The sequence below is a fragment of the Rhodospirillales bacterium genome (assembly GCA_016712595.1).
In the GTDB taxonomy this organism is placed as follows: domain Bacteria; phylum Pseudomonadota; class Alphaproteobacteria; order Rhodospirillales; family Defluviicoccaceae; genus Defluviicoccus.
Genome location: JADJQT010000001.1, coordinates 711,467 through 727,475 on the forward strand (window position 1 = coordinate 711,467; position 16,009 = coordinate 727,475).

A 16,009-nucleotide genomic window follows, 5' to 3' on the forward strand; every position below is an offset into this window, starting at 1 on the left:
TCCGAATGAAATCAGTTGTTCGCCTGTCGGGCAGCCTTTTCGGCGAGGCCCGACACGCCTTCGCGCTTCGAGAGCTGCGCCCACACGTCCCGCGGCTTGATACCGACGGAAGCCCACAGGACCAGCAGGTGGTAAAGGAGATCGGCGCTTTCGGCGGCCACCTCATCGCGACCTTCGGCAAGGGCGGCGATCACCACCTCCACCGCTTCCTCACCCGTCTTCTTGGCGATCTTCAGCCGCCCTTTGGAAAATAACCGGGCCGTATAGGACGAAGCGGCGTCCGCGCCTCGACGACTTTCGATTACAGCGAACAGGTCATCCAGATATCGGCCATCAAGACGCTCTGCACTCATTGGCTGCTTCCCCCATCGGCGTCGCCACGAACCGGTATCCCGGCACGGGCCATGTGTTCCTTGGCCTCGGCGATCGTAAAGGTTCCAAAATGAAAGATTGAGGCTGCGAGCACCGCCGACGCGTGCCCCACAATGACGCCATCGATCAGATGGTCAAGGCTGCCAACACCGCCTGAGGCGATCACCGGCACGCCCACGGCATCTGCGATCGATCGGGTGAGCGGGATATCGAAGCCGTTCTTTGTTCCATCCCGGTCCATCGATGTAAGCAGAATCTCTCCCGCGCCGTACTCCGCCATACGCCGCGCCCAAGCGACGGCATCGATCCCGGTCGGGCGGCGGCCGCCGTGGGTAAACACCTCGAACTGGTCCACTCCGACCGATTTAGCATCGATCGCAACAACGACGCACTGGCTGCCGAACTTTTCTGCGGCCTCGCGTACAAATTCGGGCCGGCTGACCGCGGCGGTGTTGATCGATACCTTATCGGCTCCGGCAAGAAGGAGTTTGCGAATGTCCTCCGTCGCCCTCACGCCCCCACCCACGGTCAGGGGCATGAAGCATTGCTCGGCGGTTCGCGCGACGACGTCGTAGATCGTCTCGCGGTCTTCGTGACTGGCGGTGATGTCGAGAAAGCACAATTCGTCGGCGCCGGCCGCATCGTAAAATCGTGCCTGCTCGACCGGATCACCGGCGTCGACGAGATCGACAAAGCGCACGCCCTTGACCACGCGTCCGCCGTTGACGTCCAGGCACGGGATGACGCGCACTTTCAGCATTGGCTCGCCCGGTTTTCGCGCCCGCTTGCCGCAAGCACGGCAACGGCTTCGGCGGGATCGATCCGACCATCGTAGAGGGCGCGGCCGCACACCACGCCGGCGACGATGCCATCCCCGTTCGCCTTGACCGCGTGCAGATCATCGAGCGAAGAGATCCCCCCCGACAGGATAACCGGAATCGAGATGGCCCGCGCGAGATCAGCCGTCGCTTCGATGTTGGGCCCTCCCATAACGCCGTCGCGCCCGATATCGGTGAATATGATGGCAGCAACGCCGGCGTCTTCGAATCGGCGGGCAAGATCGAAGGCAGAAATCTCCGACTGCTCGGACCAGCCCTGAACCGCGACCCGCCCGTCACGGGCATCAATGCCGACGGCGATACGCCCGGGAAAATCGGCGCACGCGGAGCGGACGAGATCCGGATATCGCAGCGCCAGCGTGCCGAGGATAACGCGGCGTACGCCGCGGCTCAGCCAGTCGGAGGCGGTGGCGAGAGTCCGGATGCCGCCACCCAGTTGCACCGGAAGGTCGACGGCGTTGAGAATCGCGTCAACGGCGCGGGTGTTCACTGGCCGGCCGGCAAAGGCGCCGTCGAGATCGACGACATGAAGCCACTGACATCCCGCCCGGGAGAAAACACGCGCCTGATCGGCGGGATCCTCGTTGAACACCGTCGCCGTCTGCATGTCGCCGCGGCGTAGGCGGACGCACCGGCCATCCTTCAGGTCGATTGCGGGAAAAAAAATCAAGGCCGCCACCTCAGGAAATTCGAGATGAGCCGCAAGCCCGTTGCTTGGCTCTTCTCCGGATGGAATTGCGTTCCGACCAGGTTGCCGCTGCCGACAATCGCGGTGACCGGGCCGCCGTAATCGACGTGGGCAAGCACCGATGACGCCTGCTCCGTGCGCAACGCGTACGAGTGGACAAAGTAAGCGTGGGCACCGTGATCCAGGCCGTAAAGCAGTGGGTGGTCAGAATCGTGCAGCACGAGATCGTTCCAGCCCATGTGCGGAATCTTAAGCCCGTTCGCCGCCGCCGGCAGCAGCGCAACCTCGCCGTCGAGCCAGCCGAGGCCCGCGTGTACGCCGTGCTCGAGGCCGACGCGCGCCATGAGTTGCATGCCGACGCAGATACCGAGGAACGGCCTACCGCGCCCGATCACTGTGTACTCCAGTGCGTCGACCATGCCCGGCAGCGCATCGAGACCTCGGCGGCAATCGGCGAATGCGCCCACCCCCGGTAGCACGATGTGATCGGCGTTCGCGACATCGGCGGGTTCGCTGGTTACGCGAACGGCAACGTCGAGCCCATCATCGGCGACCGTGCGCTCGAACGCCTTGGCGGCTGAACGCAGGTTTCCCGACCCATAATCGACGATGACGACGTTCATCGCGGTACGCCTGACAGGAGTTGCGGGCGTTGCGACCAGAAGCGGCATTCGGCCGCGTCGCGATCCCTGCCGGTGACCACGGCAATCTGCTGAAACCCGCGGCGGACCAGCGTCCAGCGCCTTAAGTCGTTGCCGACGAGGCCTGCGATCACCGCCACTGCCACACTCGCCACGACGCGCATTCCCGGCTCAATCCCGAGGATGCTCAGGCCTGCATCAACCGCAGCTTGAACGATCAACAGTGCGAGTGCGATCAACCACAACCGGGCACCGAGAGCCCAAAATGTCGTAAAGAGGAACGCTGGCCAACAAAAACCTTCCTTGACCAGACAGACGTCATGCGCGGGATCGCCCAGCGGCCGGCGCACATGCACGGTATAGATGCGCATGGCTAGCACCGGCCACGCGGATGCAACGAACAATATTCGAGGATGATGGGAGCGGCCGTCATAGAGAGCCTCCCAGAACACCCTTGGTCGATGGCACGGCGTCGGATCGCAGCGGATCAATCGCGAAGGCGGCTCGAAGCGCGCGCGCCAGCCCCTTAAAGCACGATTCGCAGATGTGATGGTTGTTGGTGCCGTAGAGCAATTCGACGTGCAGCGTCAACCCCGCATTATGCGCCAATGTCTGAAACCAGTGGCCAATCAGTTCGGTATCGAGCCCACCCAGCTTTGGCTGCGAGAACCCCACTCGCCAGACCATGAACGGTCGCCCCGATGCATCGACGACGACGCGCGTTAAGGCCTCGTCCATCGCCGACAGCGCCTGCCCAAAACGACAGATGCCGGTGCGGTCTCCCAGCGCTTGCGCGAATGCTTGGCCGAGAACGATCGCCGTGTCCTCGGCGGTATGGTGCGCATCGATGTGCAAATCGCCCCTGCCTCGCAGCGAGATATCGAACAGGCTATGTCGAGAGAGCTGTTCGAGCATGTGATCGAGAAAGCCAATCCCGCAGGCGACGTCATAACAGCCGGTTCCGTCCAGATCGACCGTCGCCGAAACGTCGGTTTCCTTTGTTCGTCGCTGGACGACAGCTCGACGCATTTCACAGCTCCCGAAAATGCTGGCTTATAGCCGAACGCAGATCCATTCGGCCACCGAGAGTTGATCACCTCGATGGTCGACATCGCTGCCCCACTCGGTCTTCGCCGGAACCCGCGTGCGCGACGCACAGTTATATCCGGCGTCATCAAGATCATGGGCGATCACCATGAAGCACCTTTTCGCATGCAAATCCAGGTTTTCGGGCACCTGATCTTCCCCCGGAAGAATGGTCAGCGGGTTATGCGCTCTGAAGTTCCGCCTGTTCGGGGGTGCGGGGGACGAGTACGGTGGACGAGTTCGGCCGGGTGATGAGGAATGTCTGACCGAGGAGATCGCCGGCGATCGGCAGGCCATGCTTGCTGTCGGGGGTGAGCCCCCGAACGCGGCGATGCGTCACCGCGCGGATGCCGTGGCACCGCATCAGTCGTTCAATGCGGCCACATCTAACTTAGCCCGCCGTCTCAAGACCTTGAACGGGATCACACCGTACGGGTCCATCCGTAAACGATGGACAACCGCCCCGAAATGCTTCCCGTCAACCCGATCCATCAAATGCCGTGAGAAACACCTACACAGGAGCATTCTCGATGCTACCGAATAGGCTAGGCCTCCTCCCCGCTGAGCAACTGCGCCCTGTCGCGGATGCGAAGGTAGTCATTCCTCCGCATGGCGATCTGAAAGCGAATGTCTGCGCCGGTGCGCGAGCCGGCGTCGAAGGCATTCTTGATGAGTTCGTAGAACGCAATGATATCCGAGCTAATGAGCTCGGAGCCTAAGCAGCGATTCGTAGGTTTGCACACGTTTTGGATTGGCGTTCGTTGTTGAGGTCAGTGACGGCAGCATGGATGGCGCGGTCGAGATGGTCGAGGTCTCGGAAGGTCTGATGGGCGAGGAAATGCCGCTTCAGGTCACGCCAAGCATGTTCGATGTCGTTCAACTCGGGGGCGTACCTCGGCAGCCATTCGACGCACAGCCATGGCCGCGCGGCGAGGGCGGCACGCGACGCCTTGCTGGTATGAATGGGACCGTTGTCGATGACGAGCACGACCGGCTTCGTCGGTCGGCCGGGGCGCGGGCCATGGAGCTCGTCGAGCCGCGTCAGCAGAGCGATGAAATCGCTGCTTCGCTTGCTCCGGCTGGTCTCGACGACCAGCGTGCCGGCCGCGAAGTCGAGCGCGCCGATCATCGCCACCTTGCGCGCTTGGCCGGGCGCTGCGACGCGCAGGTCGGCGCCGCGCCCGGCCTACACATGCGCGAGATAAGGATGGGTGAGCGCCTCGGACTCGTCTTCGAACAGCAGCACGATGTCGCCGGCCTGGGCCTGCTGCTTCAGCAGACGAAGCCGCAGGCCGGAGCGATCGACCGGCCTGGGCGTCCTGCCGCCCCTTCAGCGTGTGCCGGGGTCGCCGCCAGCCCCCTTTTTGCGCATCACCACGCTCAGCCGCGACTTGGAAATCCGCTCGCCGGTGCGCCGCTCGATCTCGTTCTGCAACCGCGGCAGCGTCCAGTTCCGCCGATCGGCAACCTCGTCCGTCAGCACTGCCGAGACCACCGCCAGCGCCGCCCGCGCCTTCACCGGCTCCGGCCCCGGTGCCTTGCGGGCGCGCAGGCCCGCCACCCCCTCGCGACCGAACGTCCAGCGCCAATGGCGCACGCTGTTCGGCTCGACCGAAAACGCTTCGGCAATCCGAGCGCTCGACCAACCCTGCAGCGACAACAAAATCGACCGCGCCCGATCCGCTTCCGCCCGATCCGGCGAACCGGCCAGCGCACGCAACTCCTCGCACTGCTCCGCCGTCGCCACCACCCGAGGACGACCCGCCATGACAACACCAAAATCCAGTGATCCCTCCACCAGAGCCTGCCATATGTGGATCGCCCAAGGGAATCCTGCTTAGGGCGATTTCACGATGACTGTCGATATCCGCAATTGGTGATGTAGTTTGTGCATTCCCTGGAGGAGAAGCTGTCGAGGAGGCTTCTGATTTTGGTCCAGAGGTCGTTGATGGTGCGGGCAGCGGCAGTTCTGAGGAGTTGCTTGAGCTTGGCGAAGACCTGCTCGATGGGATTGAGGTCCGGAGAATAGGGTGGCAGGTAGAGGACGCTGGCGCCACGGCTTCGATCGCTTGGCGGACACCTTCGACCTTGTGCGCGCCGAGATTGTCCATGACGACGACGTCGCCTTCGGCGAGGCATGGAGCCAGAACCTCCTCGACGTAAGTGCGAAAGACGCGTCCGTTAATGGCGCCGTCGATGACGAAAGGGGCGGTGATGCCGTTGCTGCGCAGGGCGGCGACGAAGGTCGAGGTTTTCCAGTGGCCGTGCGGGACGGCGGCGCGCAGCCGCTGGCCGCGCCGGCAACGCCCGCAGGTGCGTGCCATGTTGGTGGTCGCCCAGGTCTCGTCGATGAACACCAGGCGTGCGGGGTTCAGTTTCGGCTGCCGCTGTCGCCAGGCGTCGCCGGCGGCGGCAACGTCAGCGCGCTCCTGCTCGGCGGCATGCCGCGGTTTTTTTGAGCGTCAGCCCGAGCCGGTCGAGGGTATTCCACAGCCCACCGATGCTGGTGGTAACGCCGTGCTTTTCCGAAAGCCAGGCGCGCAGCTCGGCCAGCGTCACGTCGGGCCGCGCCGCGACCTCAGCGCTGATCGCCTCGTGGTGGACCGCCAGCTTGCGGGCAAGATGGCAGCGCTGCGGCCGCGCCGTCGTCTCGCCGGTCCGCATCCGCCGCAGCCGCGCCTTGTAGATGTAAGACACGCTCACCCGGAACAGCGCCGCCGCGTCGGCTGCCGTCATCCCGCCATCGACCGCCGCCAGCACCCGCTCGCGCAGGTCCTGCGAATACGACTGCCCTCGACGCCAACCCATCGCCGCCTCCGGCCCACCAAAACCGGAAACCGATGAACGTATGGCCCGCCCCGTCCGCAAGGGGTGTTTCGGACTTTGGCGCTGTCCAGTCTGCGTCAACGTATCCGGTCTCGGGTTTTGCCCGGCCAAGATGGAGATCCGCGCAGCTTGGTCCTCATAATCACAACGGCCTCGATCGACCGTTCAATGGGCCAGGGTTACAGGCTGCCGTTCGACTGTCAGGCCATCTTCCTTTCCACCACCCGCAGACACCGTCGGCCGGTCGTCACTGCGACGCGCGTACCGTCCCCGGATCTTCATGCCGCGGCAAGCTCCGCGTCGTAAGCCCGGCCATGGGCAAGCACCGCCCAGACGATCCGCGCCAGCTTATTGGCCAAGGCGACGATGGCGACGTTCTTCGGCGCGCGCGCCAGCAAGCCCCGCGCCCATCTTCCCAGCGGCGTCGGCTGATCAGCGAGCCGCGGCAGAACCGCTCGCGCGCCATGAATCAGGTTCTTGCGCAGGTAGCGGTTGCCGCGCTTGCTGATCCCGAGCAGATGCGGCTTGCCGCCGGTGGTCCGCTGTCGCGGCGTCAGACCCAGCCATGCCGCCATGTCGCGTCCACGCCCGAAGGTCCGGGCATCGCCCACCGCCGCCGCCAGCGCCGTGGCATTGATCGTGCCTATGCCGGGGATCGTCATCAGCCGGCGCGCCGCCTCGTCTTCGCGCGCCAGCGCCGCGAATTCCGCATCGAAGCCGGCAATCCGCTCGTCGAGGGTCCGCCATTCGCGACGCAAATCCTCGATCAGCAGCCGGATGCGCGGGCTCAACCGGCTGTCGTCCTCGTCGGCGAAGGTGCACAGCTCCACCGCCAGCTTTCCGCGACCTTGCGGGACAGTGATCCCGCGCTCCAGCAACAGAGCGCGCAGATGGTTGATCAGCGCCGTGCGCTCCGCCACCAGCCGCTCGCGCCCCCGATGCAGCGCCTGCACGTCGGACTGCGCCACGCTCTTCACCGGCACAAACCGCATCGTCGGCCGCGTCGCCGCTTCCGCAATGGCCTCGGCGTCGCGGTCGTCGTTCTTCTGCGCCTTGACGTACGGACGCACGTATTCCGGCGACATCAGCCGAACCTCATGGCCCTGGCCGCCAAACACCCGCCCGAGATGGTGCGCCCCACAGCAGGCCTCCATCGCCACAACGCACCGCGGCAACCCGTCAACCAGCCGCTCCAGCATCTCGCGCCGCACCCGCCGCCGCAGCATCACCCGACCGGACCCGTCCAGCCCCACAACACTGCAGACGTTCTTACCCAGATCAATCCCCAGAACCGCGATGTCCATGCCCGTCCCCTCCTTCCTCAAGGCGCCATCCTACCGGATGCCGCAGAAAGGGGCGGGCCATCCCATAATCACACAACCCCCCCCCCCGGGGGAATCCAGATTCTACTCACCGTGAAACCGCTCTAGGGTCTGTGGACATTCATGTGATCGGTGGGGATTGAACGAACCCGGTGTCGTGGGAGTGGGGTGATCGGTTAGCGGGGGCGGCTCCCGTCTGGGAGGATTACGGCGTGTTGAAGCCCGATCCTCAGACAGGAGCACCGCGATGGCCGAGATGAGCCCTCTGCGCCGCCGCATGGTCGAGGACATGACCGTCCGCAATCTGTCATTGGCGACGCAACGATCCTATCTTCACGCGGTCAGCAAGTTCAGCGGCCACTTTGGTCGCTCGCCGGACCAGCTTGGCCTGGAGGACGTGCGGGCGTTCCAGGTCCATCTGGTGTCGACCGGCATTTCGTGGCCGGCGCTGAACCAGACGGTGTGTGCGCTGCGGTTCTTCTACGGCGTCACGCTGGGGCACGGTGAGATCCCGGAGCGCATCCCTTATGCACGCGAGCCGCGCACGCTGCCGGTGGTGCTGAATGCCGATGAAGTGGTGCGCTTTCTCGAGGCGGTGCCGAGCCTGAAGACCCGCGTGGCGTTGACGACGGCCTATGCGGCGGGGCTGCGGGCGTCCGAGGCGGTCGGTCTGAAGCTTGCTGATATCGACAGCGCGCGGATGGTGATCCGGGTCGAGCATGGCAAGGGCGGCAAGGACCGCACCGTCATGCTGTCGGCCCAGCTTCTGGGCATCCTGCGCACCTACTGGCGTCTGGCCCGGCCCAGCCACTGGCTGTTCCCCGGCCGCGATGAGACGAAGCCGGTCGACGTCCAGGTGCTGCATGCGGCCTGCCGCTCCGCCTGCGCCGCGGCCGGACTTGCGAAGCGGGTGACGGTGCACACGCTGCGGCACAGCTTCGCCACCCACCTGCTGGAGAACGGCACCGACACCCGCATCATCCAGGTGCTGCTTGGCCATGCCAACCTGTCGAGCACGGCGCGCTACACGCGGGTCTCGAACGGCCTGATCCGGCATACGCAGAGCCCGCTCGACCGCCTCACGCTGGAGGTCGTGCCGCCCGCCTGATCCGGCCGCGCGATGGCGGCGACATGGGAAGTGGCGGATGTCTTCCGCCGCCACGGCGAGGCCTATCGGCGCATGCATCACGCTCACCTCGGCCGGGTCGAACGGCGGGTGATCAGCGCCATCACGCTGTGCCGGACGGCGGCGCTGGGCGGCCATGCCGAGAGCTGCGCCGACTGCGGCTTCGTTCGTCGCCTCCGCGACCTGCGGCGCGTCGAATGGGTGGTCTATGCGAAGCCGCCGTTCGGTGGCCCGGAACAGGTGCTGGCCTATCTCGGTCGCTACACCCACCGCGTCGCCATCGCCAATTCGCGCTCGGTCGAGGTGACGGGCAGCGACGTCGCCTTCCGCTGGAAGGACTATCGCCACCACGGCAAGGCGAAGCTGATGGTTCTCGCTGCCGATGAATTCATCCGCCGCTTCCTGCTCCACACCCTGCCGGACGGCTTCCATCGCATCCGCCATTACGGCTTCCTCGCCAATCACCAACAGGCAGCAAAGCTGGCGCTCCGCCGCGAGCTGCTGGCCGCCTCGCCGACGGTCGATCCCGAGACCAAGGTCCCACCCGAGCAGAAGCAACTTACAAGCGCGTTCGATCGCTGCCCCTGCTGCGGCGGCCCGATGATCACCTTCGCCATCCTTCTGAGGCCGCCGCCGCAACCCTCGTTCCGGCAGGACACTTCATGAGTGGCCGCCACCCCTTGCTGCCCCGCCTGTCCAGCACCGATGCTGCCGTGTGCCGGCACCCATCGTCTTGCCCAACAACCGTTCCGGCAGCACCAGGTCCGGCGCGGCGCCCCACGAAACCCCGGTTCAGCTCACTGCTGCCACCAACCGCCCGGCGTCGCCGGCCTCGACCGCGCCGGATCGATCCCCATGCCGAGCCGCCCGAAAGCGGTCTCGGACCACCAGACGCAGCAACAATCCCCATAGCTCGGCCATCCGCGGGTTCGTTCAATCCGGCTTCGATGAGGTCGCGCCAGCGCACGCCGAAGACCTCGTCCGCGACCTCACAGAAGCCTCCAGATTCAAGGCTGAAAAATGGAGATCAGCCTTGGATCGAAACGTGTTGAGCGATGCGCAGTGGCGGCGGATAGCGCCGATGCTTCCTGGCAAGCCGGGCGACCCCGGCCGCTCGGCTGTGGACAACCGCCGGTTTCTCGAAGCCGTATTCTGGATTACCCGCACCGGGGCGCCCTGGCGCGATTTGCACGAAACCTTTGGGTGCTGGAACTCGGTCTTTCGGCGCTTTCGCCGATGGGCGCAGAAGGGCGTCTTCGAAAGACTTTTCAAAAGCTTGTCGGATGATCCGGACTTCGAGTACGCGATCATCGACGGCACCATCGTCCGGGTCCACCAGAAGGGCACCGGCGCAAGGGGGGGGACTCAAAATCAGGCCCTCGGCCGATCGCGCGGCGGCCTGACGACCAAGATCGTGGCGCTGGTCGATGCCCTCGCAACTTGGCGCGCTTCATTCTTCTGCCCGGCCAGCGGCACGACAGCCTCGGCGTTGCGCCGCTGATCGCCGAAATCGACTTTGCCGCTCTGCTTGGCGACAAGGCCTTCGACATTGACTGGATCCGTGCCGAACTGAACAGTCGCGGCACCCTCGCGGTTATCCCGCCCAAGGCCAACCGCAAGCACTCCATCCCGTGCGACCTCGCCATGTACCGCTGGCGCCATCTCGTGGAAAATTTCTTCTGCAATCTCAAAGAGTTTCGCCGCGTCGCGACGCGCTACGACAAAACCCACACCAGCTTCAGAGCCATGATCCATCTCGCAGGCTCCTATCTGGCGCTCAGGTGAATGTCCACAGACCCTAGTGGATGCGAACGGGAACAGCCGCCGAGAGGCGGTTGTCGCCGCCGGCGAAGACTGCTAGGAGTCGGGTCGCGCGGCTAGGGCCCGGCGAAACGTGGAGTCGCAGAATGCAAATTCCCATGCTGTTCTCGAAGATTCATCGAGCGACGGTCACCGCCGCTGATTTGCATTACGAGGGGAGCATCACGATCGACACGGACCTGATGAACGCGGCCGGCTTGCTCGTCCACCAGCAGGTTCAGATCTACAACATCACCAATGGCGCGCGGTTTGAGACGTATGTGATCGAAGGCGCCGCAGGGTCGGGCTGCATTCAGATCAACGGCGCGGCGGCGCACTTGGCGGGTATCGGCGATCTGATCATCATCGCTGCTTATGCTCAGATGACCTTCGAGCAAGCCGCCGATTGGGAGCCACGGATTGTCTTGGTTGATGCCGAAAATCGCCGGACATCAGCGTCCGAAGTCGCCGCCTTCTGACCGACCGCAATGTCCTGCCAAACAGGGCACCGGACTCCGCTCCTGCTAATTTTCCCCATAACTCAACCATATATCCACAACGGCAGGCGGCGAATGGGACCCATATAGGGTAGTAAAATCTGCGGCCGGCCCACGATTTATCAATCCGTGTTTGGCAAGCCGCCGCGTCGGGCCAGCGCATCGAGGAGGGTATCGCGATCGCGCATCGCCGCGTCGGCTAATTCCTGCAGTTTTGCCGCGCGATGCTCGATGTGAATGATGTGGCGCTGCTTTTCAGCAAGATCGTCCTGCAGTTCGAGAAGCGTTGCGCGCAGAGTTTCAAGTCGGACGATGTCGTGTTCGGCAATGAGCAGATAGTCCTCGTCGTGGGCATAGATCGCGCCACGCAATGACGTTACCCGGCCTCCGGCCTGTCCGAAGCTCAACAATCCACGAAACACCGAGTCCTGAAGCGGGCGCGCGCGCATCAAGGTCAGCTCGTCAAAACGTGGGCTGACGAAGAGGTCGCGAACGTCACCCACTTCCGGAGCGAAGAGGTTGCGCGTCATCAGAAGCAAAAACCCCCGATTGGCGTCTAAAAGAATCCCCTCGGCACTGATTATCGCGACAACCACTGCCTCGAGCCCGCGAAGAACATCGGGAAACGGCAGTCCGCCCGTCTGGGCGGTTTCGAGCAATGTCTCGGCCATCGATACGGGTATTGCTGATTGTCCGCTCTGCGAACTCATTCGTCGCAACCTGTGCTTAGTGCCGTTGATTTCCGGCGTGAAAGTCTATCGGCGATCGTGTGCAAAACGTCCGCGAGACTAGCGATGCGTGTCCTCGGCTGCCCGGGCTCGGCGTTTGTCAGGCGATGCGGGTCGGTTAAGCATCGCGGTCCTGCGCGGTCGCTCCTCTTCGACGATGTCGCATGACTTCGCAGGGATCCTGCTGATCCTGGTTGACAGTGCCAGCTAAAAGACCGCGGCTCTGAGCCAGATATACTCAAATCGACCTTATAAGCTCGATATCGAATGCGGCGCAATACTCCGTCTGGCGCATGCACTTCGCTCACGCCGGTGGATAGCGTTCGCATCTGGTGCGGCACAAGCGAAAGGCAGCAATCCTGGCGGCAAACGACAGGAGCGCTTACTCCACCCTTTGCTTGAGAGCGGCGCGTGCTTCGTCGCGACAGCGAATCGCCGCTCTGGCTTCGTTTAAGGCCTCGGCGAGCTTGCGCTGTTCATCGGCGAGATCATCCGTCAGTTTCGATACTTTCATGCGCAAAAGTTGCAGGCCCGCAACTTCGAGCTCGGCGACGAGCAGTACACCGTCGGTGAGCGCGTAAAGCGCGCCTTGTAACGTATGCACCGCATCGGGCGCCTTGCCGACATTCAGAATTCCGCGATAAAGGACACCTGAGCCAGCTCCTGCCCCGACGGCGAACTGGTCAAAACCCGGCCGAATAAAAAGATCACGGACGTCGAGACAGTCGCCGGCCATCATTGATTCCGGCAGAAGGTCGAAAAAGCCGCGATTTCCGTCGAGCAGGATGCCGTCCCGGCTCATCACCGCGACCGCTGCCGTCGTGAGGTCACGGACAAATTCTGGAATGCGCGCCCCCGGCCAGTCCGGAGACACAGCTGCTTGTCCTTGCATTCTTGATCGTCCTGTTCCTGTACTTGAATCTTGCCGGAGCCTGATCGCGGCAATGCAGAACCGCATCCAAAGGGACTATTTACACCATACGCGGCGGAGCGTGCATGAAAATTGTCCTCTCGCGCGAAATCGAAGCAAAGGACGCCGAGCATTCCTGTCGAGTGCTACTCCTGGGCGAATGAACAGACCGTTTCTGTTTAGCGCCGCGCGCGATACCATTTCACGTCCGCTCAGCTTGCGCTCTGAGAATCAACGCTGCCGGAGGAATTTGGCAGAAGCATGGAGCATGATGTGGGGGCCTCAATGTGAGACACCCCCGGGCTTTGCAACTTCATAGCGCCTCGGCGTAATGGCAGGCGACAAACCGCCCGTCGATGAACCGCAACGCTGGTCGAACGTGCTCGCACGTCGTCGTTACATGCGGGCAGCGCGGATGAAAAGCGCATCCGCCGGGAGGATTTATCGGTGATGGCGGCTCTCCACGCCATAATGAGTGTGCCCACCGTCCCGTGAATGTCCGCGCGGCCGCCGCGATTAGCACACGCGTATAAGGGTGGCGCGGTCGATCAAAGATCGTGTCTGTCGGCCCATGCTCGGCGATTCGTCCGAGGTAGAGCACGAGAACCTCGTCGGCGAGGTGACGCACCAGCATCAGATCGTGCGAAACGAGCAGGTAGGCGAGCTTGAGCTCGGCTTGCAGTTCGACGAGCAGATTGAGCACCTGCGCCTGGATCGAAACGTCGAGAGCGGATGTCGGTTCGTCGGCGATCACCAGCTTGGGCCGCAGTATGAGTGCGCGGGCAATCGCGACGCGTTGGCGTTGACCACCCGACAGCATATGGGGGAATCGGCGGGCGAAATTGGGCGCGAGTCCGACCCGTCCGAGCATTGCCTCCACCTTCTCCCGCTGTTCACCGGCGCCAAGGCGCGCATTCACCGTTAGCGGCTCGCCGACGATCGAGGCGATCCGTTGTCGCGGATTGAGTGAGCCAGCCGGGTCCTGAAAGATCATTTGCACGCTCAGCCGCAGTTGCCGACGCAGCGATCCGCGCGCAGTGGCGACATCGATGCCATCGACACTAAGTCGGCCCGCTGTTGGTGGCTCGATCATCGCCGCGAGGCGGGACAGCGTCGACTTGCCGCAGCCGGACTCGCCGACAACGGCGAGTGTCTTGCCCGGTGGCAGGCTGAACGAGACGTCGTCGACCGCGCGCAGCAGAGCAGGACGGTGTCGCCAGCCGCGATCGATCCTGTAAGACCGCTCGAGGCCGTCCGCGCGCAGAACCGGCAGCCCGCCCGGATCATGCCACGGCGCGTTCATGGTTCGCCGCCGCTGTTCAGTGGGGTGTGGCAGGAGACGCGGCCGGATGCGTCGTCGTCGAGCATCGGCATCCGGCTGCGACACAGTGCGCCAGCGTAGCGGCAGCGGGGATGAAACGCGCAGCCGGACGGGCGATCCGCCAATCCTGGAACGGTGCCGGGAATTGCCGCAAGTCTGCCGCGCGTGGCGACGCGCTCGGGCAAGGCGTCCAGCAGCGCTTGACTGTAGGGATGCCGCGGCCGTTCCAGCAGCTCCGCAGTCGGCCGCTCTTCGATCACCCGTCCAGCGTACATCACCATCACCCGGCGCGCCATTCGAGCGATGACGCCGAGGTCGTGGGTAACCAGGATCATTGCCATGCCGATGTCTTGCTTCAGACTCAGCAGGAGGTCGAGAATTTGTGACTGAACGGTGACGTCAAGTGCCGTCGTCGGCTCGTCGCAGATGAGCAAGCGCGGCTGGCAGGCGAGTGCCATGGCGATCATCACGCGTTGGTTCATCCCACCAGAGAGCTGGTGCGGGAACGCGCCAAACCGGTCTTCCGGCGCCGCGATGCCTACTTGGCGTAACAATTCAATTACGCGTCGGCGCCGTTGACGTCGAGGCAAGTGCGTATGAACAGCCAACGTTTCGGCGATCTGATAGCCGATAGAGAAGCACGGATTGAGGCTCGCCGTCGGCTCCTGAAACACCATCGCCATATCGCGGCCGAGCATCCGTCGGCGCTGACGTTGCGACAGGATGTCAAGATCGGCCCCGGCGAATCGCAGACGGCGGGCGGTGACGCGGCCGGGCCAGCCAATCAGTCCCATCAGCGCCAGCATGCTGACGCTCTTGCCCGAGCCCGACTCGCCGACGAGGCCGATCACCTCACCTTCATCGACGGTGAGGGAGAAGTCCTCGACGGCGCGGAGCGGATGTCGCGGACTGCCGAAGTCCACTTGCAATCCCTCAACCTCGACCAGGGACATCAGCGCTTCAGCCTGGGGTCAAGGGCGTCGCGCAAGCCGTCGCCGAGCAGATTGAAGGCGAGTACGGTTACAAGGATGGCAAGGCCGGGAAAGGTCACCACCCACCAGGCGCGGCGGAGGAACGCGATCGAGTTCGCCAGCATCGTCCCCCATTCAGGAATCGGAGGCTGAGCGCCAAGCCCGAGAAAGCCGAGAGCGGCAAGGTCGAGGATGGCGGTCGAAAATCCCAGGGAGGCCTGAACGATCAGCGGTGGCAGGCAATTCGGCAAGACGGTGATCAGCGCCAGTCGCAACGGCCCCGCGCCACAGAGAAGGCTTGCGGTCACATAGTCCTTTTGTCGTTCGGCAAGGACCGCCGCTCGGGTGAGGCGGACAAAGTGCGGGACCTGCACAGCCACGACCGCCGCCGCCGCATGCGTCAGACTCGGCCCGAGCAGGGCGACGACGACAATTGCCAGCAGCAGGCTCGGCAGCGCCAGCAATACGTCCATTGACCGCATGATGGTGATGTCGGCGGCACCGCGGAGGAATCCGGCGAGAAGGCCCAGCGCGATGCCGACGGTGAGCGCCAGACCGACGGCGAGAAAACCGGCGCCGAGGGAAATGCGGGCCCCGAAAATAAGGCGCGAGAGAATGTCGCGGCCGATCGGGTCGGTTCCGAGGAGGAAGCGCGGCGACCCGCCGGTCATCCATGACGGCGGTACGAGAAAGGCATCGCGGAACTGTTCGGACGGCGAATGTGGGGCAATGACGGGCGCAATGATAGCAATCATGACGAGAACGGCGATGACCGAGAGTCCGATCATCGGCCCGCGGCTCGCCCGCAAGGATCTTCGCAACGCCTGTTGCGGGGCAGGCGCAGCAGCAAGGGACATATCCGTGTCTTCGCGTCGCCCGGGT

At 64.0% G+C, this 16,009-nt stretch carries 19 protein-coding genes and 1 pseudogene; 4 read left to right on the forward strand and 16 right to left on the reverse strand.

Features of this window, described 5'->3' with window-relative positions; genetic code table 11:
• Window positions 1-11 precede the first annotated feature (11 nt).
• The 11 genes and pseudogenes from IPK66_03155 to IPK66_03205 all read right to left on the reverse strand — a co-directional run bounded on the left by IPK66_03155 (window position 12) and on the right by IPK66_03205 (window position 7,756).
• Window positions 12-353: a phosphoribosyl-ATP diphosphatase gene (locus tag IPK66_03155; protein ID MBK8174297.1), complete on the reverse strand. Its 342-nt coding sequence runs from the start codon at window positions 351-353 to the stop codon at window positions 12-14.
• Window positions 350-1,132 carry an imidazole glycerol phosphate synthase subunit HisF gene (gene hisF, locus IPK66_03160; protein MBK8174298.1) on the reverse strand — a complete coding sequence of 261 codons (783 nt, stop codon included), beginning with the start codon at window positions 1,130-1,132 and terminating at the stop codon, window positions 350-352. The genes IPK66_03155 and hisF overlap by 4 nt, the downstream gene beginning before the upstream one ends.
• Window positions 1,126-1,881, reverse strand: coding sequence for a 1-(5-phosphoribosyl)-5-[(5-phosphoribosylamino)methylideneamino]imidazole-4-carboxamide isomerase (hisA, locus tag IPK66_03165; GenBank protein ID MBK8174299.1), 756 nt, complete (start codon window positions 1,879-1,881; stop codon window positions 1,126-1,128). The genes hisF and hisA overlap by 7 nt, the downstream gene beginning before the upstream one ends.
• A complete protein-coding gene (gene hisH / locus IPK66_03170) occupies window positions 1,878-2,522 on the reverse strand; it encodes an imidazole glycerol phosphate synthase subunit HisH (protein ID MBK8174300.1) in 645 nt (214 codons plus the stop codon). Before hisH ends, hisA begins: the two co-directional genes overlap by 4 nt.
• Window positions 2,519-2,911, reverse strand: coding sequence for a DUF2628 domain-containing protein (locus IPK66_03175; protein MBK8174301.1), 393 nt, complete (start codon window positions 2,909-2,911; stop codon window positions 2,519-2,521). The genes hisH and IPK66_03175 overlap by 4 nt, the downstream gene beginning before the upstream one ends.
• 58 nt (window positions 2,912-2,969) lie before the next feature.
• The gene (hisB, locus tag IPK66_03180) at window positions 2,970-3,569 is read right to left on the reverse strand and encodes an imidazoleglycerol-phosphate dehydratase HisB (GenBank protein ID MBK8174302.1); all 600 of its coding nucleotides are present in this window, start codon (window positions 3,567-3,569) and stop codon (window positions 2,970-2,972) included.
• Window positions 3,570-3,807: 238 nt separating this feature from the next.
• Entirely contained in the window at window positions 3,808-3,966 is a 159-nt protein-coding gene (locus IPK66_03185) for a hypothetical protein (GenBank protein MBK8174303.1), read from the reverse strand.
• Window positions 3,967-4,341: 375 nt separating this feature from the next.
• Complete coding sequence (locus IPK66_03190; GenBank protein MBK8174304.1) at window positions 4,342-4,794, reverse strand: transposase; 453 nt, start codon at window positions 4,792-4,794, stop codon at window positions 4,342-4,344.
• A gap of 162 nt (window positions 4,795-4,956) precedes the next feature.
• Entirely contained in the window at window positions 4,957-5,394 is a 438-nt protein-coding gene (locus IPK66_03195) for a helix-turn-helix domain-containing protein (protein MBK8174305.1), read from the reverse strand.
• Window positions 5,395-5,474: 80 nt separating this feature from the next.
• Window positions 5,475-6,434, reverse strand: a pseudogene (locus IPK66_03200) (IS630 family transposase).
• Window positions 6,435-6,730: 296 nt separating this feature from the next.
• Window positions 6,731-7,756 (reverse strand): IS110 family transposase, encoded by a 1,026-nt coding sequence (locus IPK66_03205; protein MBK8174306.1) that lies wholly within the window; start codon window positions 7,754-7,756, stop codon window positions 6,731-6,733.
• 265 nt (window positions 7,757-8,021) lie between these two features.
• On the opposite strand from IPK66_03205, the gene IPK66_03210 reads away from it, so the two are divergent.
• From IPK66_03210 to IPK66_03225, 4 genes are all read left to right on the forward strand, one after another.
• On the forward strand, window positions 8,022-8,882 hold the full coding sequence (locus tag IPK66_03210; protein ID MBK8174307.1) for a site-specific integrase: 861 nt from the start codon (window positions 8,022-8,024) through the stop codon (window positions 8,880-8,882).
• Between the two features lie 12 nt (window positions 8,883-8,894).
• Window positions 8,895-9,566, forward strand: coding sequence for a transposase (locus IPK66_03215; GenBank protein ID MBK8174308.1), 672 nt, complete (start codon window positions 8,895-8,897; stop codon window positions 9,564-9,566).
• A gap of 367 nt (window positions 9,567-9,933) precedes the next feature.
• A protein-coding gene (locus tag IPK66_03220) for an IS5 family transposase (protein ID MBK8174309.1) occupies window positions 9,934-10,685 on the forward strand; the annotation gives its coding sequence in 2 pieces (ribosomal slippage) (window positions 9,934-10,336 and window positions 10,336-10,685; 753 coding nt in all).
• 122 nt (window positions 10,686-10,807) lie between these two features.
• Window positions 10,808-11,179 carry an aspartate 1-decarboxylase gene (locus tag IPK66_03225; GenBank protein ID MBK8174310.1) on the forward strand — a complete coding sequence of 124 codons (372 nt, stop codon included), beginning with the start codon at window positions 10,808-10,810 and terminating at the stop codon, window positions 11,177-11,179.
• A 140-nt stretch (window positions 11,180-11,319) separates the two neighbouring features.
• On the opposite strand, the gene IPK66_03230 is transcribed toward IPK66_03225, so the two are convergent.
• The 5 genes from IPK66_03230 to IPK66_03250 all read right to left on the reverse strand — a co-directional run bounded on the left by IPK66_03230 (window position 11,320) and on the right by IPK66_03250 (window position 15,984).
• Window positions 11,320-11,868 (reverse strand): hypothetical protein, encoded by a 549-nt coding sequence (locus tag IPK66_03230; GenBank protein MBK8174311.1) that lies wholly within the window; start codon window positions 11,866-11,868, stop codon window positions 11,320-11,322.
• Between the two features lie 439 nt (window positions 11,869-12,307).
• Window positions 12,308-12,883 (reverse strand): hypothetical protein, encoded by a 576-nt coding sequence (locus tag IPK66_03235; GenBank protein ID MBK8174312.1) that lies wholly within the window; start codon window positions 12,881-12,883, stop codon window positions 12,308-12,310.
• A 265-nt stretch (window positions 12,884-13,148) separates the two neighbouring features.
• Window positions 13,149-14,138, reverse strand: coding sequence for a dipeptide ABC transporter ATP-binding protein (locus IPK66_03240; protein MBK8174313.1), 990 nt, complete (start codon window positions 14,136-14,138; stop codon window positions 13,149-13,151).
• Window positions 14,135-15,109, reverse strand: coding sequence for an ABC transporter ATP-binding protein (locus IPK66_03245; GenBank protein ID MBK8174314.1), 975 nt, complete (start codon window positions 15,107-15,109; stop codon window positions 14,135-14,137). The genes IPK66_03240 and IPK66_03245 overlap by 4 nt, the downstream gene beginning before the upstream one ends.
• Window positions 15,109-15,984: an ABC transporter permease subunit gene (locus tag IPK66_03250; GenBank protein ID MBK8174315.1), complete on the reverse strand. Its 876-nt coding sequence runs from the start codon at window positions 15,982-15,984 to the stop codon at window positions 15,109-15,111. Before IPK66_03250 ends, IPK66_03245 begins: the two co-directional genes overlap by 1 nt.
• Window positions 15,985-16,009 lie beyond the last annotated feature (25 nt).